This window comes from Lentzea guizhouensis, from assembly GCF_001701025.1.
GTDB lineage: Bacteria > Actinomycetota > Actinomycetes > Mycobacteriales > Pseudonocardiaceae > Lentzea > Lentzea guizhouensis.
The window spans coordinates 138,432-160,864 of sequence record NZ_CP016793.1; the positions used below are offsets into that span (position 1 = coordinate 138,432).

The window sequence follows — 22,433 nt, forward strand, 5'->3', positions numbered from 1 at the left end:
AGGCGGACTCCACGGGGCGGCTCGGGCGAAACCGTCCCCCTGAGTCTCTGCCCGGAGCGGGATCGTTCAACAGGGCCTAAGGAACCCGCCCGGCAGGGCACTACGGGGTCAGGTCCGCGAGCAGCAGCCCGCTGCGCGGCTTGGGCGTGAAGTACGTGCTCTTGCGGGGCATCTTGGCCCCCGCCAGCACCCGCGCCAGCGGCACCGGGGCGATCAGCAGCACCGCCTCCGCCTCGACCCGCGGGTCCACCACGGCCTTCACGCTCGGGCTCTCCGGGTCGAGCCCGAGCGCCTGGTGCAGCAGCACCGACTCCACCACGGCGTGGTCGATCCCCCGCCCCGCCGGCAGCTCGACCCGCAGCACCGTGTCGGGGGTGCGCACGACCACCACCCCCGGCTCCGGGTCGATCACGAACGGCAGCTCGCCGACCCGCAGCCCGACCCGTTCCCACGCCGTCACCAGATCGGACGCGGCCAGCCCGGTTCCCACGACCGCGCGGTGGATCGGCCCCACCCGCAGCCCCGGTCCCGCCGTGACGAGCGCCAGCAACCCCGCCAGGCCCGCCTCCCGCGCCGCCGCGACCCGGTGGTTGCCGTCCGCCACCAGCAACCGGTGCGCTCCCGCGGCCCGCAGGAAGGTGTCCTGGCGCGCACCGGGACCGACCAGCCACACCCAGTGCCTGCGCCCGCCGGAGTCCACGAGCGACACCTCCGGGTCCTCGGTCATGCCGAGCACCAGCTCGGTGAGGCCGTCGTCCGGTGTCATCGGCACCAGCATCGCCGCGCTCGTGGCGATGCCGAGCGAGGCGAGCACCTCGGCGCGTTCGGCGACCACGTCCGGGTAGACGTCCTCGGTGTGCGCGATGGCGTCCGGGTCGACCAGGCACAGCAGCCCGCACGCCGTGCCGTCCGGTCCGTCCACCCGGTAGGGCGCGACGACGTCGGTCACCTCCCGGTAGGCCCGCCTGATCAGCACCGCCAGCTCGGCCTTGGCCGCGGGCAGCGCTTCGAGCAGCCCGGTGCCCGCCGCGAGTGCCCGAGGCGTGCGGTGCGGGTGCTGGACGGCCAGCAGGGTGCCGTGCGGGGCGCGAGCCAGCGCCCCGATCACCTGGCCGGGCTCGGCGAACTCGTCGACGTCGGGACCGGGCACGCGGTCGCGCACCACCCACCCGCGTCGCACCGGACGTACTGGGAGAGACATCCACGTATCATGATCTGTGTGAACGTGGAGATCACGCCCCTTCCGGGCATCGGGACGCGTCAGGACTTCACCATCCGCGCCGGGCGCCGGGTCGGTGTGATCACCTATCGCGACGGCCGGTTCGAGCTCATCCTGTCCAAGGCGAGCGATCCCGACTCCTGCGCCGCGTCGATACCCCTCTCACCGGAGGAGGCGAACACGCTCGCGGGCCTGCTCGGCGCGCCGCAGCTCGTGGCCCACCTGCGCGAGGAGCACCGCGACATCGCGGGCATCACGACCCGCCAGCTGCCGGTGACCGCGTTCGCGAACCACACGCTCGGCGAGACCGCCCTGCGCACCAGGACAGGTGTGTCCATCGTGGCCGTCGTGCGCGCCGGCAACGCCCACCCGTCGCCCGGACCGGAGTTCATCTTCTCCAACGGTGACCTCGCGGTCGTCGTCGGCACCGCGGACGGCCTCGACGCCGCCGCCGAGATCCTCCACGGCGGTTAAGCACAGTGCATGAGACAACCATCGCCATCATCCAGCTCGGCGCGGTGTTCTTCGGTCTTGGTCTGCTCGGCCGGGTCGCCTGGAAGATGGGCATCTCGCCGATCCCGCTCTACCTCATCGGCGGTCTCGCGTTCGGTGTCGGCGGCTTCGTGCCGTTGCACGGCATCGAGGAGTTCACGCACCTGGCCAGCGAGATCGGCGTCGTGCTGCTCCTGCTGCTGCTGGGCCTCGAGTACTCGGCCTCCGAGCTCACCACGGGCTTGAAGCGCTCGTGGATGGCGGGCGTGCTCGACCTCGTGCTGAACGCGGCACCGGGCGCGATCGCGGCGTTCCTGCTGGGCTGGGGCCCGGTCGCGGCGCTCGCGATGGCCGGCGTCACCTACATCTCCTCCTCGGGCATCGTCGCGAAGGTGCTGGGCGACCTGGGCCGGCTCGGCAACCGCGAGACACCGGTCGTGCTGTCGGTGCTGGTGTTCGAGGACCTGGCGATGGCGGTGTACCTGCCGGTGCTCACCGCCGTGCTGTCGGGCGTGAGCTTCCTCGGCGGCCTCACCTCGGTCGGCATCTCGCTGCTCGCGATCACCGTGGTCCTGGTGGTGGCGCTCAAGTACGGCCGCTTCATCTCGGCCATCGTGGACAGCCCCGACCACGAGGTGTTCCTGCTGAAGCTGCTCGGCTCGGCGCTGCTGGTGGCCGGGGTGGCCTCGCAGCTGCAGGTGTCGGCGGCGGTGGGCGCGTTCCTGCTCGGCATCGCGATCTCCGGGTCGACCGCCGAGAACGCCACCCGGTTGCTGGAACCGCTGCGCGATTTGTTCGCCGCGATGTTCTTCGTCGTTTTCGGGCTGAACACCGACCCGAAATCAATTCCACCCGTTCTTGGAATCGCGGTGGCATTGGCGGTGGTGACGACCGTGACGAAGATCGTCACCGGCTGGTGGGCGGCGCGCAGGCAGGGCATCGGCGAGATGGGGCGCATGCGTGCGGGGGTCGCCCTGGTCGCGCGCGGTGAGTTCTCCATCGTCATCGCCGGTCTGGCGGTCGCCTCCGGCCAGGTGGACGGCGACCTGGCGGCGCTCGCGACCGCCTACGTGCTGCTGATGGCGATCCTCGGGCCGATCGCGGCCAAGTACGTTGAGCCGATCGGGGAATTCTTTCAACGTCGTCGGCAAACGGCCTGAAACAGATGCCCCTGGATGACGACTCTCTTCAGTAGGGCTACAGGAGAGTAGGGGCGAACATCATGACCGAACCAGCGGAAGTGGAGACGACCGGCCGATTCCTGGTGCTGCTGCAGGAGGACGCCGTCGACGAGGGAGTGGCCGAGCTCGGCGACATCGCGGGGTTCAACCCGAACACCGGCGAGGTCGGCTCGGACACCCTGCAGGTGTTCCCCGAGCTCGGCGTCGCCGTGGTGTCGGGGGACCCGACCCTGCTGGCCGGGCTGAACGGCGCCGCCGAGCGCCCCGGCCCGGTGCAGATCGTCGAACCGGAACGCGTCGTGCACGCGTTCGCCGCCCCGGTCCAGGAAGAGGAACCGGAGACCGCGGCCGACGAGTCCGTGCTGACCTGGGGCCTGCAGGCCGTAGGCGCCGACGTCAGCACCGCCACCGGCAAGGGCGTCAAGCTCGCCGTGCTCGACACCGGCTGGGAGAAGAACCACCCGGACTTCACCGGCCGCGCGATCACCACGAAGTCGTTCATCACCGGCGAGGACGTGCAGGACGGCCACGGCCACGGCACGCACTGCATCGGCACCGCCGCGGGCCCGCGCAAGCCCTCGACGCTGCCCGGCTACGGCGTGGCACCCGAGGCCGAGATCTTCGCGGGCAAGGTCCTGTCGAACGCGGGCTCCGGCTCCGACGGCGGCATCCTCGGCGGCATCGACTGGGCCGTGACCAACGGCTGCGCCGTCATCTCGATGTCGTTGGGCGCCGACGTCCCCGCCGGCACGCCGTACTCGCAGATCTACGAGACCGTCGCCCAGCGCGCGCTCGCCAAGGGCACGCTGATCATCGCCGCCTCGGGCAACGCCTCGTCCCGGCCGGGCCGCATCGCACCCGTGGGCCACCCCGCGCGCTGCCCGTCCATCATCGCGGTGGCCGCGATCGACGTGAACCGCGCGATCGCGTCGTTCTCCTCGGGCTCGGCGGACAAGATCGGCCAGATCGACGTGTGCGGACCGGGCGTGGACGTCCACTCGTCGTTCAAGCTCCCGGAGAAGTACCGCCGCCTGCGCGGCACCTCCATGGCCACCCCGCACGTGTCCGGCGTGGCGGTCCTGATCGCCGAGAAGACCGGCGCCCGGGCCTACGAACTGTGGGCCCGCCTCACCGGCACGGCCCTGCGCCTGCCGCTGCCCTCGACCGACATCGGCAGCGGACTCGTCCAGGCACCATGACCGGCTCGGTGGACCAGGTGATGGTCTCCGTGGCGGAAGGCTCCCTCCCCCAGGTCCTCACCGACCTGCGGGAGGCGGGCCTGGTCGTCGACACGGTCCTGGAGGCACTGGGCGTGGTCACCGGCACCGCCGACATCCGCGCGATCCCGGCCCTGCGAGCGGTACCGGGTGTGATCGACGTGGAACGGCAGTGGCGCGTACAGCTCCCGCCCTACTGACTAGGCTCTCTGCTGCGACCCCATTCACGCTTGATCGAACGTGTGTTCTACGATTGTGCGCGGGGTCACGTCGTTGCGCAGAGAGGAAACCTGATCGTGTCGGACACGCTCACCGAGGTGCAGGCAGTCGAGAAGACCGACGCGGAGGCGCCCACGGCTCCCGCAGCCGAGGCTCCGAAGCCGGCCGAGGCCGCCAAGCCCGCGGAGGCCGCACCAGCTGAGAAGCCGGTCCCGGCCGAGAAGCCGGCTCCGGCCGAACCGGCCACCAAGGCCGAGAAGCCGAAGGCCGCCGCCCGTCCCAAGAGCACGGCGAAGAAGACCCGCACCGTCGAGCTCACGCTCACGGTCACCGGCACCGCCGAGGGCGAATGGCAGGCCGACCTGGTCCACGGCACCCAGCGCGTGGTCTCGGGCCTGGTCATCCCGGCCATCGCCGTCGCCAAGGCGGCCAAGGAACTGCACGAGGACATCGCCGAGGGCATCGAATCGGTGCTCGAGGCGGCCCGCGACCAGCACCGCACCCGCATGGAGGAGCTCGAGGCCGAGCTCGCCAGGGTGAAGGCGCAGCTGGCGGAGCTCTCGGAGTAACTCCGCACCACCCGCCGAAGGGGCGGTCCGCATCACGCGGACCGCCCCTTTGGCGTCTACAGGCGACTGTTGTTCGCAGGATTGCTGGTTCGAATCTCCGAGGTCGGCAGGGACGACCTCACCCGGACGGGTGAATGTCGTCCTGATCCACCCCTGCCCACGTCTCTCTCATGTCCGAACCTCACCCCGACGCTCGCCCCGGAATAAGGAACCGCGGGCCCGGCACCACCACACCGCCCACTTGCCCAAGCCGCGCATGCTTTTGATCGAGGGCCGCAGGCCCGAGCCGTCCTCCCGAAGGGAGCCCCGGTGGTCAGTCCCGTCACGAGCCGCAGGCGAAGCCCTGCCGCGCTCAGAGGGATGGGTCAAGTCCACGCTCTTCGGACTTGACCCATCCCTCTGAGTGTGGCTGCCTCTGGTGCGGCACGTGACGGGACTGACCACCGGAACGCAAGCACCCACGCAACCGCAAGCCGCCGAAAGCAACAGGCGTGCCATCTACCCGCCGAGGGCGCTGGCCCAGTCTTTGATCAGTTGTCAGGGGGTCGAGGGGGACGGAGTCCCCCCGGCGCCGAAGGCGCGCACCGACACAACGCGGGCACCAGGAACTGCCCGCCCTCAGGCAGGCACCAGGAACTGCCCGCCCCCAGGCGGGCACCAGGAACGCCCGAGGCGGTCCCTCACCGAGACGGATCCAGCAACAACTTCCCGGAAGTCCGCCGAGCCCTCAAATCCTCATGCGCCTGCCGAACCTCCCCCAACCCGTACTCCCCACCGGCAACAGCCTTCAACTCCCCACCCACGACAAGCCCGAACAGCTCCGCCATCGCCCGATGCGCCAACGTCCCGTGCTCCGCATCCCGCACCCTCAACGCGTGAGGCAGCCACATACCCGCAACGGTCGTGGAGTGCACGAGCAGTGCCCCGAGATCAACCGGCTTCGGCCTTTCCCGCGAGGCCATGCCGTAAAACGCAAGCCTTCCAAACGGAGCCAGCGCCACCAGCGACTGATCAGTGGTCGCACCCCCGGTCATGTCCAGCACGATGTCGACCCGGCGCCCGCCGTTCGCCTCGATCAGCGCCGCGGTCATGTCCTCCGCGCGTGAGTCGATCGCCACGTCGGCGCCCAGGTCCAGGGCCAGCTTGCGCTTCTCGTCCGACGACGCCGTCGCGATCACCCGGCCGGCGCCCCACAGCTTGGCCAGCTGCACCGCGATCGTGCCCACGCCGCCGGCCGCGGCGTGCACCACGACGGACTCGCCGGGCTCCAGGTGGGCTGACTTGCGCAGCAGCAGCCACGCCGTCGCGCCCTGGACGACCATCGACAGCGCGGTGAGGTCATCGACGCCGTCCGGCACGTCGAACGTCGTCAGCGCCGGCGCCACGGCCTTTTCCGCGTAGCCGCCGGAGTTCTTCGTCAGCGCCACGACGCGGCGACCGTCCGAAGTGGTCCCGACGACCTCACCGCCCGGCACCAGGGGCAGGGTCATCTGGGCCAGGTAGGAGTTCTCCGCCTGGTGCGTGTCGGCGTAGTTCAGGCCGGCGCGCGAGACGGTGATCAGCACCTCGCCCTCGGCCGGCACCGGGTCGGGCAGCTCCACCTGCTGGAGCACCTCGGGGCCGCCGAACTCGGTGATCTGGATGGCACGCACGTCAGTTCTCCTCGAGCGCGATGGAAACGGGGTCCTTGCGGGCGGCGTCGATGCGCGAGCCGTCGGGGTTGCGCGGGCCGGGCGGGTTGCGGAAGCCGAACGGCTCGGAGGGGCGGCCGGACTGCACGAACCACGCCTCGCCGGTGCCTGAACCCTCCACAATGGACATGAACGTGTCCACCACGGTGGACACCGGCAGGATCGGCATGCCGATGTCCTGCAGCGTCGAGCGCAGCGGGGTGATGATGTCGGTGTCGGCGAACGCCGGGCACAGCGCGTTCACGCGGATGTCGGGGTACGCGCCGGCCAAGGACCGCACCAGTCCGACCACCGCGGCCTTGTTCGCGCCGTAGACCGGGTCACCCGGCATCGGCATGAGGCCGGCCATCGACGCGGTGGCGATGATCTGACCGCCGGCAGCACGCACAGCAGGCAACGCGGCGGCAACGCCGTAGACCACACCGTCGAGGTTGATCGCCATCGCCCGCCGGTACACCTCGACGTCGAAGTCGTCGCCCAGCGAGCACCCGGTGCCGATCCCGGCGTTCAGGAACGCCAGGTCCAGCCCGCCGAACGAGCGCACCGCGACCGCGACCGCCTCCACTGACTCGGCCGGCTGCGTCACGTCGCAGCGCACGAACACGCCACCGATCTCGTCGGCGACGAGCTTGCCCTGGTCGACGTCGACGTCGGCGACCACGACCCGGACACCGAGCGAAGCCAGCCGACGGGCGGACGCGGCGCCGATGCCGTTGGATCCGCCGGTGATGAGCGCGACCTTGCCGGTGAGTTCCACGGGCATCTGCCTCCTCGAATTGCCACATTCCGACCAGTCGGTATGGTCGTCCGCACAGCGCTGGACGTCAAGCGGACTGATAGGTACGTTACTAAGCGCTTGCTTAGCCCTCAACAACCGCAAGCCCAACGAAGGAGGACCTGTGGCCGACAGGGTTGCCATCGTCACCGGCGCGGCTCGTGGCATCGGTGCCGCGGTCTCGCAGCGTCTCGCCGCGGACGGCCTGGCCGTCGCGTTGCTCGACCTCGACGAGCAGGGCGTGCTCGACGGCGCCGACAAGATCACCGCGGGCGGTGGGCGTGCCATCGGCCTCAAGGTCGACGTTGCCGACGAGGAGCAGGTCGGCGCCGCGGTCGCCAAGGTCGCCGAGGAGCTGGGCGCGCCGACCGTGCTCATCAACAACGCGGGTGTGCTGCGCGACAACCTGCTGTTCAAGATGTCCGCGAGCGACTGGGACACCGTCATGAACGTGCACCTGCGCGGCGCGTTCCTGATGAGCAAGGCCGTACAGGCCTACCAGACGAAAGAGGGCTTCGGCCGCATCGTCAACCTCAGCAGCACCAGCGCGCTCGGCAACCGCGGCCAGGCCAACTACTCCGCCGCCAAGGCCGGTCTGCAGGGCTTCACCAAGACCCTCGCGATCGAGCTCGGCAAGTTCGGCGTCACGGTCAACGCGATCGCGCCCGGTTTCATCGCCACCGAGATGACCAAGGCGACCGCCGAGCGCATGAAGATCTCGTTCGAGGACCTCGTCAACGGTGCCGCGCAGGCGATCCCGGTCGCGCGCGTCGGCCAGCCGGAGGACATTGCGCACACCGCGTCGTTCCTCGTCAGCGAGGGCGCGGGCTTCGTGTCCGGCCAGGTCATCTACGTCGCCGGCGGACCGAAGGACTGAGGGCAGCCACATGCGCGCGTTCGAGAACATCGACGAGCTGGTCGCCGCGAAGGGCGAACACCTCGGGTTCGGCGAGTGGCACGAGGTCACGCAGGAGCAGGTCAACCTGTTCGCCGACGCGACGCTCGACCACCAGTGGATCCACATCGACGTCGAGAAGGCCGCGAAGGGCCCGTTCGGCGGCCCGGTCGCGCACGGCTACCTGACGTTGTCGCTGGTGCCGTACCTGGTGCGGGACGTCTACACCGTCAAGAACATCAAGATGGGCGTGAACTACGGCAGCAACAAGGTCCGCTTCCCGCAGCCGGTGCTGGTCGGCGCCAGGGTGCGCGCGGGCGTGGAGCTGCTCGACGTCTCGGACATCGCACTGGGCAAGCAGCTCGTGACCAAGGTCGTCGTCGAGATCGAGGGCGGCGACAAGCCGGCGTGCGTCGCCGAGATCGTCAGCGTGATCGTGCCGTGAGGCTGTGGATCAGCAGGTCCGCGTAGTGCTCCGCCAGCCGCCCGGCCGGGATCTCCCCGTCCGGGCGGTACCACGTGCCCAGCTGGTGCAGCGACCCGAAGAAGTAGTACGTGGCGACGTCGGCGGGCACGTCGGCGCGGAAGGTGCCGTCGCGCTGGCCCTCCTCGACCAGGCCGCGGAACTTCTCGTGGTAGCGCCGCCGTTCCGCCCGCACCACCTTCTGCTTCTCCGCGGACAGGTGGTTCATCGAGCGGAAGAACACCTTGGCCGCGTCGAAGTCGTCGATGCTGGTGACGATCACGTCGACCGCGGCCTCGCGCAGCCGGTCCTCGACCGGCCCGGTGCTGGACGCGATCTTCTCCAGGTGCTCGGTCTGCAAGCGCAGCAACCGCCCGTAGATCTCGTGCAGCAGGTCGTCCTTCGACCCGAAGTAGTGGTACATAGCGCCTTTGGTGACTCCGGCGCTCTCCACGATCTCCTGCACGGCGACGCGTTCGTACCCCTTGTCCGCGAACAGGCGGGTGGCGGCGTCGATCAGTCTTTCAGGCACGGTCACGCCCGGAGCGTACCCAGCGGGACCGACTTTCGAGAGGACCTCCAGCCATGAGCGCCTGGACCGTGTTCATCGACCGCACCGACCTCACCCGCGCCGAGGTGCTCCGCCACGACGTCCCGGCCGTCTCCGGCGGTGAGGCGCTGCTGCGCGTCGACCGCGTCGGGTTGACCGCCAACAACGTCACCTACGGCGTCTTCGGCGACGCCATCGGCTACTGGAACTTCTTCCCCGCCACCGCACCCAGGGGAATCGTCCCGGTGTGGGGTTTCGCCGACGTCGTCGAGTCCGCTGTGGACGGCCTGCCGACCGGCACCCGCGTCTACGGCTACCTCCCGATGAGCAGCCACGTCGTCGTGCGGCCATCGCTGGACGCCGGCGGTTTCGTCGACGTGAGCGAACACCGCACCGGACTGCCCAGCGCCTACAACCGCTACTTCACCACCACGGGTGACCCGGCCTACGTCGCCGAGCACGAAGACCTGCAGATGCTCTACCGGCCGCTGTTCTACACGTCGTTCCTGCTCGCGGACCAGCTGGCGGACAACGACCACCACGGCGCCCGCAGCGTCGTGATCTCCTCGGCCTCCAGCAAGACCGCGTTCGGCACCGCGGTGGGTCTCACCAGGACCCACACCGTCGGCCTCACCTCGCCGCGCAACGCCGAGTTCACCCGCGGTCTCGGCTGCTACGACACCGTGCTGACCTACGACCGGATCACCGACCTGCCGCGCGATCCGACGGCGTACCTGGACTTCAGCGGCTCCCCCGAGCTGCGCGACGCCCTGCACGACCACCTCGGCGCCGCGCTGGTGAAGGACATCTCCATCGGCCTCACCCACCAGGACGTGCGGCAGGACCCGCGGTCCGAGTTCTTCTTCGCGCCCAGCCGCATGCGCGACCGCATCCGGGAGTGGGGCCCCGACGGTCTCGCGACCCGGTTCGCCGCGGCCTGGCGCTCGCTGACCGCGCAGGCCGCGGAGCAGGTGCGGGTCGAGCACCGCGAGGGCCCGGACGCGCTGGTCGCGGTGTGGCGGGAGGTGCTCGGCGGTGGCACCCGGCCGGACCGGGCGCACGTGATCACCTGTTGAGCAGCCCCAGCAGCAGGCCGGCGATGTTGTACGCGTCGTCGTGGCCGCGGTGGTGCGTGCCGTCGAGCCGCTGCCCCGCCATCCGCACCGCGTCGGCCATCCCGATCTCGCGCGGCAACCTGTGCGTCAACGCGAACAACGTCTTGACGTTCAGGTGCCGCGGCCCGAACGGGTACTTCACCCCGAACGCCGCGCACTGCCGTTCGAACATCTTGCGGTCGTAGTCCCCGTACGACGCCCAGACCCGGTCGTCGGACCGGTACTCCTTGCGCAGCACCGCACACGCCTCGGCGAACGAGACGCCCTCGGCGACCATCGCCGGGGTCAGCGTCGTCAGCTCGGTGCAGAACGGGCTGACGGCCGACCGCACGGGCCGCACGAGCACGCTGCGCCGCTCGCCCCGAACGCCGGACCCCACCTCGACCGGGCAGATCCCGATCTCGATGATCTCCGACGCCTCCCGCGGCGGCGGCGTTCCCTCCCAGCACGTCGACTCCACGTCGACGACGAGCACCTGATCCAGTTTCACGCACCGATCGTCCCTGCCGCGTCTACTGGAATACGACGACCGGCAGCACCACGACCTCCCCGGTCTCCGCGTTCCAGGACTGCACCTTGCCCAGGCACCGCGCGTTGAACTGCCCTGGCGGCATCGTGTCGCGCAGGCTGTCCCGGTCGCACTCGACCCGCACCCGGTGCTCGCCGACGGGCGCGAGCAGCACCGCCCGGTCACCGGTGTCGTCGCCGAGCTCGAACCGCCCGTGCAACGACACGTAGTCGCGGATGTCGTTGAGCCGGGTGGCCCTCCCGCGCCGCCACGCCTCGTCCGCGGTGATGGTCCTGGCGGTCAGGTCGACGTCCACGACACCGTGCGCGGCCCGCAGTCCCGCCAGCACCACGCCGATGACGTCGATCTCCGTGGCGGGCTTCTCGTAGGTGTCGGTGTTCTGCTCCACCACCGAACCGTCCACGCCGATGCCGAACTCGCTCGGGCCGACCTGGAGCTTGCCGTTCTTGGTGACGGTGATCTGCTTGACGAACTGCCGGGTGACGGCGTCGTCGTAGCGGCCGACCTTGCACAGGTTGATCATGCGCTGGCCGTGCACGTAGAACAGCAGGCCCGGCACCTCCGGCGCGGGGTCGCGGTGGCGCACCCACCGCACCGCCAGCGCGACCACGACGAAGAACGCGACCAGCGTCGCCACCCACAGCAGGACCCAGCCCCACGAGACGGACCACCACAGCGCTCTATCGACACCCACGGATCTCCCTCACCGCCTCCAGCAACGACCTCGCGCCGGCCTCCACGAGCCGGCCCCCGCTGGCCTGGGCCACGCGGTCGAGCTCGGCGCGGTCCGCCTCGCCGAACCGGATCGGGTACACGGGCACCTCGCCCCGGCCGACGCGCAGGAACTCGTCCACCGACGGTCCCGCGTTGTTCTCGCCGTCGGTCATCAGCACGACCGTCGTCTCGCCGCGGGCCAGCCGCAGCGCGTGGTCGAGCGCGCCCCAGATCGCCGTGTTGTCGCGCAGGTCGTCCGAGGCGACGACGGCCCGCAACGCGTCGAGGTCGGCCCGTCCGCGCACGGTGACCGACCGCTCCTCCAGCACAGTGCCCGCGAACCGGACGATCGTGACCGTCTCGCCGACGTAGAAGCGGTCGAACCCGTTCAGCGACGCGAAAGCCTCCCGCAGAGCGGCGATCCGCTCGCCCCGCATGGATGTCGAGTAGTCCAGCACGAAGACCACCTGCCGGCCGTCGCCCGCCCGGTCGTGGAACAGCAGCAGCCGGTCCAGGACCTCCTGGCTGTCCGGGAAGTACAGCGCGGTGCCGATGTCCGCGGTCAGCCTGGAGTCGCGCGGCGTGGCCGGGTCGACGGGCCGCCGCCAGGTGCGTTCGGTGATCATCCGCTGGGCCGCCGGGGACCGCAGCCACTCCACGACCCGGTCGTAGGCGGCGCGCTGGGCCGGCTCGACGAGCATCAGCGGGTAGTCCGACAGCACGATCCCGTCACGCGGGTACACGAGGTCCAACGGCTCGGTGAGCCGCCCGGAAGCGTTGAGCGCCAGCAGTTCCGACTCGTGTGCGACGACCCCGTCCACCTCCGGCCGGGCGACGAGCTCGCCGACCGGGTCGGGCACGTCGAACGCCCGCCCGGCGAGGAACCCCTGCAGCCGGTCGCAGCTCACGTCCTGCGGCCGCAACGCCGCACCGGTGCCCGCGGCCGCCGTCGCGACCCCGATGAGCGCGGCCATCCCGCCACCGGAGACGCGCGGGTCGGCCATGCCGTAGCGGAACTCCCCCATCGCCGCCCGGTCCGCGAGGTCCGCCCACGTCGGCCGCTCGCCCAGCACCGCCCGCTTGCCCCGCCGCACGCCCAGCACCACCGGCGAGGTCATGATGCTCGCCGACAACGCGGGCTCGGCACCGCGCAGCCGCAAGAACCTGTTGGTGGACAACCACGCCACGTCGAACCCGGCGAGCGACCGGCTGGCCTCGACCGCGCCCCGGTGCTCCACCACGAGCTCGACACCGGTGGCGCGCTTCAGCTCGGCGAGCACCGGACCGAGGTCGGCGAGCTCGGGGCTCGCGAGCATCCGCAGCCGGACCGGCGCGGGTGAGCTCGCTGTGCACGCTGCGCACGCGCTGAGCAGGAGCAGCAGCACCGCGGCGAGCACCCTCATCGGCAGTCGCCGACCACGTCGAGCATGCGCTCGAAGTACTCCGCCTTGGGCAGCGGCACCCGGCCCGCCTGCTCGGCGGGTGGTTCCGGCAGCCCGCGCCCGGTGATCACCTGGCCGAAGTCCTGGTCGGTCTCACCGCTCCAGCCCAGCGCGTGGAACCCCAGCTCGACCGCGCGCCGGCGCAGCCCGGGGTCGTTCATCATCAGCTCGCCGATCCGGTCGCCCTCCGGCGTGAACGAGATGAGCTCGGGCGTGCTCTGGTGCTGCGCCGTCGGGTAGAGCAGCACGCGAGCGCGGTCGACCTGCTCCCGCCGCAACTGATATGCAATATACTGGTGCTCGTATATCACCGCGATGACCGCGTGCGTGCGTCCTTCCGGCACGAAGAACTTCGGTGACATGTCCTCACCGGCCTGGCCCTGCGCGGCGATGTGCGGCTTGACCTGCAGCGCCAGCTCCTCCGCCGCCTGCAGGCTCTGCACCGGCTCGTTGCGGATCGCGGCAGCGTAGAACCCGACGAGCGCGGCACCCGAGTAGGCCTTGCACGGGTCCGGCGACTGGGCGATGACGAGGTTGCCGTTGCCCATCTGGTAGTCGCTCCACCGCGTCGTGGACAGCGCCATGAACTTCTTGAGGTCGAGGTTGTAGTACAGCGGCGCGTCACTCTTGTCGTGCGCGGTGGCCGCGCCCGCCCGCACCAGCGCCTCGGCGTACTCGCGGAAGGTGCCGAGCACGACCGGTGTGAAGAACGGCCGGAACGGCACCGCGTGCTTGCCCTCCCGGCGCGCCTTGACCCGTTCGTTCGCCACGTGCCCGGACGGGAACACGAAGTGGTAGCTGTCGAGATCAGGGCTGTCGGCGAGGTCGCGCGACCCGATCGGCGTCACGTGCACCTGGTAGCCGCGCGCCATCAGGATCCGCTTCACCTGCTCGTCCTGGAAGAACTCCCGCTTGGACGCGAGCATCACCCGCACCACGGTGACGCCCTTGAACGGCCCGGTGACGTGCCCGGTGACCAGCAGCACCACCAGGCCGACCACGAACACCGCCAACGGCGGCACGAACCACAGCAGGAAACGTCGTCGCGGGTCGACAGCCTTGAACTCCGGTTCCTGCACGGCTCCCCCTCATGCCAAAGGCCCCCTCGACAGGATTAGACGTGTCAAGGGGGCCTTTGGCACTACGCCGATCAGGGCCAAACGAAAGAGTCAGACGATGACCGCGCCACCGTCCACGACCAGCGTCTCGCCGGTCACGTAACCACCGGCCGGGGACGCGAGGAAGACGACCGCGGCGGCCAGCTCCTCCGGGTCACCGATCCGGCCCGCGGGCAACGCGGCCCGCATCTTCTCCAGGTAGCCCGGCGGGTACTGGTCGGTCATCTCCGAGGCGAAGAAACCGGGGCAGATCGCGTTGACGCGGATGCCCTTGCGCCCGGTCCACTGCTGCGCCAGGTCGCGGGTCAAGCCGAGCAGACCGGCCTTCGACGCCGAGTAGGCCGCCTGCGGGATGCCCCCGGTCACCAGGCCCAGCACGCTGGAGATGTTGATGATCGAACCGCCGTTCGTCATCACCGCCCCCGCCGCTTGCGCCATCCAGTACGCGCCGTTGAGGTTCACGTCCATCACGCCGAGGAACTGCTCGGGCGTCTCGCGCGAGGCCGGCACCGCCGACGCCACACCGGCGTTGTTGACCAGCACGTGCACCGGGCCGAACTCGGCGGCGGCGCGGGCCACCTCACGGCAGTCGTCGGGCTGCGACACGTCGGCCTGCACGACCAGCGCGCGCCGGCCGACGGACTCGACGAGTGCCGCCGTGTCCTTCAGCTTGTCCGCGCGCCGGGCCGCGAGCACGACGTCCGCGCCCGCCTCCGCCAGGCCCTTCGCGAACGCCACGCCGAGCCCCGAGGACGCGCCGGTGACGATCGCGACCTTCCCGTCGAGGCGGAACTTGTCCAGGATTCCCACTACGAGAGCCTTTCCAGGATGATCGCCATGCCCTGACCGCCGCCGACGCACATCGTCTCCAGACCGAACTGGGCGTCGCGGGACCGCATGCCGTTGATCAGGGTGGTCATGATCCGGGCGCCGGTCGAGCCGAACGGGTGGCCGAGCGCGATGGCACCGCCGTGCACGTTCAGCCGGTCGATGTCGATGCCGAGCGCGCGCTGGCTGCCGAGCACCTGCACGGCGAACGCCTCGTTGATCTCCACCAGGTCGATGTCCGAAATGGACATACCGGCATGCGCAAGCGCTTGCTGCGTGGCTTCCACCGGCCCGAGGCCCATGATCTCCGGCGAAAGCCCGGAGACACCGGTGGACACGATGCGCGCCAACGGGGTCAGCCCGAGCTCGCGGGCCCGCACGTCGCTCATGACCACCACGGCGGCGGCGCCGTCGTTGAGCGGGCAGCAGTTGCCGGCGGTGACGGTGCCCTCGGGGCGGAACGACGGCTTCAAGGACGAGACGGCCTCGTACGTCACTCCGGCGCGCGGACCGTCGTCAGTGGACACCACGGTCCCGTCCGGCAGCGTCACCGGCGTGATCTCGCGGGCGAAGAACCCGTCCGCGATCGCCTTCTCGGCGAGGTTCTGCGACCGCACCGCGAACTCGTCCTGGTCGTGCCGGGAGATGCCGAGCTGGGTGGCGACGTTCTCCGCGGTCTGGCCCATCGCGATGTAGTAGTCGGGCAGCTTGCCGTCCAGCCGCGGGTCGGTCCACGGCGCGTTGGACGCCGCCGTGTCGGCCGTCCGCTGCTGCGCCTCGTCGAACAACGGGTTCGACGAGGGCGCACCGGAGTGCATGTACCGCGACACGCATTCGACGCCGGCGGAGATGAACGCGTGCCCCTCGCCCGCCTTGATCGCGTGGAACGCCATCCGCGCGGTCTGCACCGAGGACGCGCAGAACCGGTTGACCGTCGTGCCGGGCACGCTGTCGTACCCGAGCTGCACGGCCACCCGGCGCGCGATGTTCTGCCCGTGCTCGTCCTGCGGCTCGGCACACCCGAGGTGCAGGTCGGTGATCTCGGTGGCGGGGATCTCGCCCAGCGCCGCGGAGATCACCTGCACGGCCAGGTCGTCCGGCCGCAGCGAGACGAGCGAACCCTTGCGCGCCCGGCCGATCGGCGACCGCGCGGTGGAGACGATGACGGCTTCCGCCACAGCACACCCCTTACAGGCCGAGGTCGCGGCCGATGAGTTCCTTCATGATCTCGTTGGAGCCCGCCCAGATCTTCGTGACGCGGGCGTCCATCCACGCGCGGGCGACGCGGTACTCGGTCATGTAGCCGTAGCCGCCGTGCAGCTGCACGCAGGCGTCGATGACCTCGTTCTCGATGTCGGCGCTCCAGTACTTCGCCTGCGCCGCCTCGACCGCGGTCAGCTCGCGCCGCACGTGCTGCATGGTCAGGTTGTCGACGAACGCCTGCGTCACGTCGAGCTTGGTGCGCAGCTCCGAGAGCAGGAACTTGTTGTGCTGGAACTTGCCGATCGCCTGCCCGAACGCCTTGCGCTCCTTCACGTACTCCAGGGTCTCGTCGAAGATGCCCTGGGCGTGCGCGAGGTTCGAGATGGCGGCGCCGATCCGCTCCTGCGGCAGGCGTTCCATCATGTAGATGAAGCCCTGGCCCTCCTCGCCGATCATGTTCGCGGCGGGCAGGCGCACGTCGGAGAAGAACAGCTCCGCGGTGTCGGAGGGGTGCTGGCCGACCTTGTCGAGCTTGCGGCCGCGTTCGAAGCCGGGCATGCCGGTCTCGACGGCGAACAGCGTGATGCCGCGCGCGCCCTTCGCCGGGTCGGTGCGGGCCGCGACGACGATCATGTCGGCGGTGTAGCCGTTGGTGATGAACGTCTTGGAGCCGTTGAGGATCCAGTCGTCACCGTCGTGCACGGCGGTGGTCTTCAGCGCGGCGAGGTCGGAGCCACCGGAGGGCTCGGTCATCGCGATGCCGGTCTTGAGCTCGCCGGTGCACATGCCGGGCAGCCAGCGCTGCTTCTGCTCCTCGGTGCACAGGTCGACCAGGTACGGCGCGACGACGTCACCGTGGATGCCGAGCGACGACGCGACGGCCGCGTTGACCCGGCAGAGCTCCTCGGCGAAGACGGCGTTGAAGCGGTAGTCGTTCGCACCGCTGCCGCCGTACTCCTCCGGGATCTCCAGGCCCAGCAGGCCCTGACGCCCGGCCTCCAGCCAGACGTCGCGGTCGATCACCCGCTGCTCGATGAACTTCTCGACGTTCGGCACGATCGTGCGGTCGACGAACTCCTTCGCCGACTCCCGGAACGCGACGTGGTCCTCGTTGAACAGCGTCCGCTGCACGACCCCTACCTCCATACTAAGCGGTTGCTTAGCGCTAAGCGCCCGCTTAGCGTGCAGTACGATCCATCACCTGTCAACACGCGAGGAGCGGCCCGATGACGACGACCGGCCTGGACGAGTTCGAGCTGCTCGACGAGACGTGGCGCTCGATCACCCCGGACGCCGCCCGCCGGATGCTCATCGCGGCCGCGCACGCGTTCGCGGACAAGGGATACCACGCGACGACGACCCGGGACATCGCCGCGTTGGCCGGAATGTCCCCCGCGGCGGTGTACATCCACTACCGCTCCAAGGAAGAGCTGCTGTTCGCCATCTCCCGCGTCGGCCACGAGACGTCGCTGACGCTGCTCTCGGCCATCAGCGGCGCCGACGCGGTGGAGCGGCTGAAGAACGCGGTGGCGGCGTTCGCGGGGTGGCACGCGGAGTTCCACACGACGGCGCGGGTGGTGCAGTACGAGCTGGGCGCGCTCTCACCGGAACACCACGCGGAGGTGGCGGAGCTGCGCAGGCAGATCGACGGGCGGATGCGGGCGTTCATCTCCGACGGCATCGCCGACGGCGTGTTCGACGTGCCGGACCTGCCGGGCGCGACGCTCGCGGTGCTGTCGCTGTGCATCGACGTGGCCCGCTGGTACCAGCCGGGCGGCAGGCGCACGCCGGACGAGATCGGCGCGCTGTACGCCGACCTCGTCCTGCGGATGCTGCGGCCCGCTACCTGACCTTGCTGCGGCCGTACAGACCGGCCACGAGCGAGACGCCGATCGCGGCGACCACGATCTGGACGATCACCTCGATCCAGTCGATGCCCGGCGTGTCCTCCACGCCGAACAGCCTGGCGAGCCACGACCCGATGAACGCGGCCGCGATGCCGACCAGCAGGGTCAGCCAGATCGGGATGTTCTGCTTGCCCGGCGCGAACAGCTTGCCCAGCAAACCGAGCACCAGGCCGATGATGAGCGCGCCGAGAATGCTCTCGATGGTCACGGACGCCTCCTCCCGCTACTCCCCGACTTCACGGGGAACTCACGCCGAATCATCCCGGCACCCGGCGTGATCCGCAGCGCGAGACCTACCAGCGGCTGCCCGACACCTGGCTCATCCACTGGTTGATCGTCGCGGTCCAGTCCGTGCCGACCGCCTGCTCGTGCGTGACGGCGAAGCGGCCGTAGGCGTCCCCACCGGCACGCAGCAGGCCGGCGCGCTTGTCGGCCTCCAGGATCACGTGGACGTGCTGCGGCGTCGTGACGAAGGTCAGCTCGACCTGCTTGACGCGGCCCGCGAACTGCGGCGGCGGGTAGAACTCGATCTCCTGGTAGAACGGCAGCGTCTGCGGCACGCCGTGGATGCGGCCCCGCTCGTTGTCGGCCTTGGTGAAGCGGAAGCCCATCTGCCCGAACGCCTGCAGCACCGCGTCCTGCGAGGGCAGCGGGTGCACCCAGATCGGGTCGAGGTCACCGGGGTCGACCGCGCCGCGGACCTCGAGCTCGGTGCGCAGGCCCAGCTGCATGCCGGCGAGCTGCATGCCGCCGACGACGTTCAGCGGGCACTCGACCGGCACCGGGACCTGGAAGGGCAGCGAGAGGTTCTGGTGCGGCTGCGCCACGATCCGCTGAGCCACGGAGAACTTGTGGAACTCCATGTTGGTGTTGTACTCGTTGTCGCCGCTCTCGACCTCGACGCGGGTGAGCAGCGCCAGCGTGACGTGGTCGATCTCGGCCGGGTGGTCGCCGCCCGCGATCCTGACCTCGCCGCTCAGCACCTCGCCGGGCCGGACGTTCGGGTTGGTCAGCACCGTGTCGACAGTCGGCCCGCCCACGCCGAACGCGCGCAACATCCTCTTGAACACCACTGCGGCCTCCTGAAGCCCTTCGCAACTGTGCGGGGAAGTCTGCCAACTGAATCGCCGGTTCGCCCCGAAGCGTTCCGTTGACGTCTCACTCCCCCCGATCGGTTCCGTATGGACTTCTGTTGACCTCAGGTGGCAACATGCGACCGCCGTCACATACTAAGCGGTCGCTCAGGAGGTTCGCAGTGCTGCTCGTCGCCAACCGGGGTGAGGTCGCCGTCCGCGTGCTGCGCGCGGCAGCTGACCTCGGCATACGCACCGTGGCGGTGTACGCGGAGGACGACGCCGCGTCGCTGCACGTGACGCTGGCGGACCGGGCCGTCGCGCTGCGTGGACCGTCGCCGTACCTGGACGTCGACCAGGTGCTGGCCGCGGCGGACGGGTGCCAGGCCGTGCACCCCGGCTGGGGCTTCCTGGCCGAGAACGCGGAGTTCGCGCGGGCGTGCCAAGCCCGTGGCCTGACGTTCGTCGGACCGTCACCCGAGGTGCTGGAGCTGCTCGGCGACAAGCGGCGGGCCCGCGAGCTGGCGGCGTCACTCGGCATCCCGGTGCTCGACGCGGTCCCCGGCGAGCTCCCGGTGATGGTGAAGGCCGTCGCGGGCGGTGGCGGCAAGGGCATGCGCGCGGTGCACCGCGCGGAAGACCTCGACAGCGCCGTCGAGGCGTGCCGGGCGGAGGCGCTGGCGGCGTTCGGGAACGGTGACGTCTACTTCGAACGCTTGCTGCCCTCCGCCCGGCACATCGAGGTGCAGCTGGTCGGGACGGCGGTGATCGGCGACCGCGACTGCTCGTTGCAGCTGCGGCACCAGAAGGTCGTCGAGATCGCGCCCGCTCCCCTGCTGGACCTGGCGCTGCGCAAGGCGCTGCACACGGCGGCCGCGTCGCTCGCCTCCGCCGTCGGCTACACCGGCGTCGGCACGGTCGAGTACCTGGTGGCCGGGGACGCGTTCTACTTCATGGAGGCCAACCCGCGGCTGCAAGTCGAGCACACCGTGACCGAGATGGTGTCCGGTGTGGACCTCGTGCGCACCCAGCTGCTGCTGGCGTGGGGCGGCGACGTCGACTACACGCCGCTCGACCGCGGTTCGGCCGTGCAGCTGCGGGTGAACCAGACCTCGGGCGGGACGCTGTCGGTCTTCCAACCGCCGTCCGGGCCGGGCGTTCGCGTCGACACCCACGCGTATCCCGGCTACCGGGTCGGCACGCGGTACGACGGGCTGCTCGCGAAGCTCGTCGTGCACGGCGAGGACCTGGACGTGGCGCTGAACCGGGCGCGGCGGGCGTTGGGCGAGTTCCGGATCGACGGGGTCTCCACGAACCTGGAGTTCCTGCGGACGTTGCTGACGCGGGACGTCGTCGGCGCCACCACGGACTTCATCACCGACGAACCGGCCGACGGGATGCGCGCGCCGCTGGCCGGGACCGTGGTCGCGGTGTCCGCGGACTCCGTGGTGCTGGAAGCGATGAAGATGCAGCACGTCGTGCGGGTGTCCGGCGACGTGCTGGTCTCGGTGGGCGACACGGTCGGCGCCCAGCTGCTCGCCTCCGGCGTTGGCGAGTCCACTGAGGACGCCGCCCCGGTGGATCTTTCCGTCGTGCGCCCGGACCTGGCCGAGGTGCTGGCACGGCACGACTTCGACCGGCCTTCCTCGGCTGCCCGGCGGCACGCGTCCGGTGGCCGGACCGCCCGGGAGAACATCGCGGACCTCTGCACCGAGTTCGTCGAGTACGGCGGTCTGGCGATCGCCGCCCAACGCGCGCGCCGGCCGTTGGCCGAGCTCATCGAACGCACGCCCGCCGACGGCATGGTGGCGGGCGTCGGCGTCGTGAACGGCCAGCGGATCGTGGCGATGTCCTACGACTACGCGGTGCTCGCCGGCACCCAGGGCCTGCGCAACCACCAGAAGAAGGACCGGCTGTTCGCGTTGGCGCAGCAGGAGAACCTGCCGGTGGTGCTGTTCGCGGAGGGCGGCGGCGGGCGGCCGGGCGACACCGACCACAGCATGGTCAGCGGTCTGGACTGCGGCTCTTTCCACGCCTTCGCGCAGCTCAGCGGCCAAGTGCCGCTGGTGGGCGTGGTCGCGGGCCGGTGTTTCGCCGGCAACGCGGTGCTGCTCGGCACGTGCGATGTGATCATCGCCGTCGAGGGCGCGAACATCGGCATGGGCGGCCCGGCGATGATCGAGGGCGGCGGGCTCGGCAGGTTCCGCCCCGAGGACATCGGCCCGTTGGACGTCCAGGTGCCCAACGGCGTCGTCGACATCGTGGTCGCCTCCGAGGAAGAAGCGGTCACCGTTGCCCGCAAGTACCTCTCGTACTTCCAAGCTCCGGCAGGCTCCCAGCCCCCGGCCGGCTCCCACGCTTCCGCAGGCGTCCCCCGCCCGAGCGCGCAGCCGTCGCCCACGCGCGAAGGGGGACCCCTTGAATCAATTGTCCCAGACAGCACCGACAATTCCGGTTCGTGGAAGTGCGCGGACCAGCGCCTGCTCCGCCACGCCGTCCCCGAGAACCGGCTGAGGGCCTACGACGTCCGCGCGCTGATCGACACGCTCGCCGACACCGGCTCCGTCCTGGAGCTCCGCGGCGGCTTCGGCAAGGGCATCGTCACCGCGCTCGTCCGCGTCGAGGGCCGGCCGCTCGGCCTCATCGCCAACGACCCCACCGTCCTCGGCGGCGCCATCGACGCCGACGCCGCCGACAAGTGCGCCCGGTTCCTGCAGCTGTGCGACGCGTTCGACCTCCCCGTCGTGAGCCTCTGCGACACGCCCGGTTTCATGGTCGGCCCGGACGCCGAACGCACCGCCACCGTCCGCCACCTCACCCGCATGGTCGTCACCGGCGCGAACCTGACCGTCCCCTTCGGACTCGTGGTGACCCGCAAGGCGTACGGCCTCGGCGCGCAGGCCATGGCGGCGGGCTCGCTGAAGGTCCCGCAGTTCGCCATCTCCTGGCCCACCGGCGAGTTCGGCCCGATGGGTCTCGAAGGCGCGGTGAAGCTCGGCTTCAAACGCGAGCTCGACGCCGTCGAGGACCCGGCCGAACGGCAACAGCGCTACGACCAGATGGTCGCGGCGGCTTACGAACACGGCAAAGCGCTCAACGTCGCCTCGGTCTTCGAGATCGACGACGTCATCGACCCCGCGGACACCCGCAGGTGGATCGCCACGGCGCTGGCCCCCTCAGCTTCCCGCTCGCACGGGAAGAAACGCCCGTTCATAGACACCTGGTGAGGAGCA

The 22,433-nt window shown here is 70.4% G+C and carries 23 protein-coding genes; 10 read left to right on the forward strand and 13 right to left on the reverse strand.

What is annotated here, in order from left to right; translation table 11 throughout:
• Positions 1–100: 100 nt before the first annotated feature.
• Positions 101–1,201: a DUF1015 family protein gene (locus BBK82_RS00630; protein WP_065913222.1), complete on the reverse strand. Its 1,101-nt coding sequence runs from the start codon at positions 1,199–1,201 to the stop codon at positions 101–103.
• Between the two features lie 18 nt (positions 1,202–1,219).
• On the opposite strand from BBK82_RS00630, the gene BBK82_RS00635 reads away from it, so the two are divergent.
• From BBK82_RS00635 to BBK82_RS00655, 5 genes are all read left to right on the forward strand, one after another.
• Positions 1,220–1,693 (forward strand): cation:proton antiporter regulatory subunit, encoded by a 474-nt coding sequence (locus BBK82_RS00635; protein ID WP_065913223.1) that lies wholly within the window; start codon positions 1,220–1,222, stop codon positions 1,691–1,693.
• Between the two features lie 5 nt (positions 1,694–1,698).
• Positions 1,699–2,871: a cation:proton antiporter gene (locus BBK82_RS00640; RefSeq protein WP_065913224.1), complete on the forward strand. Its 1,173-nt coding sequence runs from the start codon at positions 1,699–1,701 to the stop codon at positions 2,869–2,871.
• Positions 2,872–2,933: 62 nt separating this feature from the next.
• Positions 2,934–4,091 (forward strand): S8 family peptidase, encoded by a 1,158-nt coding sequence (locus BBK82_RS00645; RefSeq protein WP_065913225.1) that lies wholly within the window; start codon positions 2,934–2,936, stop codon positions 4,089–4,091.
• Positions 4,088–4,309 (forward strand): hypothetical protein, encoded by a 222-nt coding sequence (locus tag BBK82_RS00650; protein ID WP_071812504.1) that lies wholly within the window; start codon positions 4,088–4,090, stop codon positions 4,307–4,309. Before BBK82_RS00645 ends, BBK82_RS00650 begins: the two co-directional genes overlap by 4 nt.
• Before the next feature lie 96 nt (positions 4,310–4,405).
• A complete protein-coding gene (locus BBK82_RS00655) occupies positions 4,406–4,897 on the forward strand; it encodes a DUF6319 family protein (RefSeq protein WP_418287476.1) in 492 nt (163 codons plus the stop codon).
• A 680-nt stretch (positions 4,898–5,577) separates the two neighbouring features.
• Here BBK82_RS00655 and BBK82_RS00660 read toward each other — a convergent pair.
• Together BBK82_RS00660 and BBK82_RS00665 are read right to left on the reverse strand one after the other, a co-directional pair.
• A complete protein-coding gene (locus BBK82_RS00660) occupies positions 5,578–6,549 on the reverse strand; it encodes a quinone oxidoreductase family protein (RefSeq protein WP_065913226.1) in 972 nt (323 codons plus the stop codon).
• A gap of 1 nt (position 6,550) precedes the next feature.
• Positions 6,551–7,351 (reverse strand): SDR family NAD(P)-dependent oxidoreductase, encoded by an 801-nt coding sequence (locus BBK82_RS00665; RefSeq protein WP_065913227.1) that lies wholly within the window; start codon positions 7,349–7,351, stop codon positions 6,551–6,553.
• Positions 7,352–7,487: 136 nt separating this feature from the next.
• Here BBK82_RS00665 and BBK82_RS00670 point away from each other — a divergent pair, with 136 nt between their 5' ends.
• Complete coding sequence (locus tag BBK82_RS00670) at positions 7,488–8,240, forward strand: SDR family oxidoreductase (RefSeq protein WP_065913228.1); 753 nt, start codon at positions 7,488–7,490, stop codon at positions 8,238–8,240.
• A 10-nt stretch (positions 8,241–8,250) separates the two neighbouring features.
• On the forward strand, positions 8,251–8,703 hold the full coding sequence (locus BBK82_RS00675; protein ID WP_065913229.1) for a MaoC family dehydratase: 453 nt from the start codon (positions 8,251–8,253) through the stop codon (positions 8,701–8,703).
• Here BBK82_RS00675 and BBK82_RS00680 read toward each other — a convergent pair.
• Positions 8,684–9,259, reverse strand: coding sequence for a TetR/AcrR family transcriptional regulator (locus tag BBK82_RS00680; protein WP_065913230.1), 576 nt, complete (start codon positions 9,257–9,259; stop codon positions 8,684–8,686). The genes BBK82_RS00675 and BBK82_RS00680 overlap by 20 nt on opposite strands.
• A 47-nt stretch (positions 9,260–9,306) precedes the next feature.
• Between BBK82_RS00680 and BBK82_RS00685 the strand changes: the two genes are divergently transcribed.
• Entirely contained in the window at positions 9,307–10,347 is a 1,041-nt protein-coding gene (locus BBK82_RS00685) for a DUF2855 family protein (protein ID WP_065913231.1), read from the forward strand.
• On the opposite strand, the gene BBK82_RS00690 is transcribed toward BBK82_RS00685, so the two are convergent.
• From BBK82_RS00690 to BBK82_RS00720, 7 genes are all read right to left on the reverse strand, one after another.
• Complete coding sequence (locus BBK82_RS00690; RefSeq protein ID WP_065913232.1) at positions 10,337–10,876, reverse strand: 3'-5' exonuclease; 540 nt, start codon at positions 10,874–10,876, stop codon at positions 10,337–10,339. The genes BBK82_RS00685 and BBK82_RS00690 overlap by 11 nt on opposite strands.
• 22 nt (positions 10,877–10,898) lie before the next feature.
• Entirely contained in the window at positions 10,899–11,609 is a 711-nt protein-coding gene (locus BBK82_RS00695; RefSeq protein WP_065913233.1) for a hypothetical protein, read from the reverse strand.
• Complete coding sequence (locus BBK82_RS00700) at positions 11,596–13,032, reverse strand: vWA domain-containing protein (protein ID WP_065913234.1); 1,437 nt, start codon at positions 13,030–13,032, stop codon at positions 11,596–11,598. The genes BBK82_RS00695 and BBK82_RS00700 overlap by 14 nt, the downstream gene beginning before the upstream one ends.
• A complete protein-coding gene (locus tag BBK82_RS00705) occupies positions 13,029–14,150 on the reverse strand; it encodes a hypothetical protein (protein ID WP_083267716.1) in 1,122 nt (373 codons plus the stop codon). The genes BBK82_RS00700 and BBK82_RS00705 overlap by 4 nt, the downstream gene beginning before the upstream one ends.
• Positions 14,151–14,240: 90 nt before the next feature.
• Positions 14,241–14,999 carry an SDR family NAD(P)-dependent oxidoreductase gene (locus tag BBK82_RS00710; RefSeq protein WP_065913235.1) on the reverse strand — a complete coding sequence of 253 codons (759 nt, stop codon included), beginning with the start codon at positions 14,997–14,999 and terminating at the stop codon, positions 14,241–14,243.
• Entirely contained in the window at positions 14,999–16,195 is a 1,197-nt protein-coding gene (locus BBK82_RS00715) for an acetyl-CoA C-acetyltransferase (protein ID WP_065913236.1), read from the reverse strand. Before BBK82_RS00715 ends, BBK82_RS00710 begins: the two co-directional genes overlap by 1 nt.
• A 10-nt stretch (positions 16,196–16,205) precedes the next feature.
• Entirely contained in the window at positions 16,206–17,351 is a 1,146-nt protein-coding gene (locus BBK82_RS00720; protein WP_065913237.1) for an acyl-CoA dehydrogenase family protein, read from the reverse strand.
• A gap of 95 nt (positions 17,352–17,446) precedes the next feature.
• Between BBK82_RS00720 and BBK82_RS00725 the strand changes: the two genes are divergently transcribed.
• Entirely contained in the window at positions 17,447–18,070 is a 624-nt protein-coding gene (locus BBK82_RS00725) for a TetR/AcrR family transcriptional regulator (RefSeq protein WP_065913238.1), read from the forward strand.
• Here BBK82_RS00725 and BBK82_RS00730 read toward each other — a convergent pair.
• Together BBK82_RS00730 and BBK82_RS00735 are read right to left on the reverse strand one after the other, a co-directional pair.
• Positions 18,063–18,335 (reverse strand): GlsB/YeaQ/YmgE family stress response membrane protein, encoded by a 273-nt coding sequence (locus BBK82_RS00730; protein ID WP_065913239.1) that lies wholly within the window; start codon positions 18,333–18,335, stop codon positions 18,063–18,065. The genes BBK82_RS00725 and BBK82_RS00730 overlap by 8 nt on opposite strands.
• Before the next feature lie 85 nt (positions 18,336–18,420).
• Positions 18,421–19,200, reverse strand: coding sequence for a sporulation protein (locus BBK82_RS00735; RefSeq protein WP_065913240.1), 780 nt, complete (start codon positions 19,198–19,200; stop codon positions 18,421–18,423).
• Between the two features lie 137 nt (positions 19,201–19,337).
• On the opposite strand from BBK82_RS00735, the gene BBK82_RS00740 reads away from it, so the two are divergent.
• Positions 19,338–22,427: a carboxyl transferase domain-containing protein gene (locus tag BBK82_RS00740; protein ID WP_083267717.1), complete on the forward strand. Its 3,090-nt coding sequence runs from the start codon at positions 19,338–19,340 to the stop codon at positions 22,425–22,427.
• The last annotated feature ends 6 nt before the right edge of the window (positions 22,428–22,433 follow it).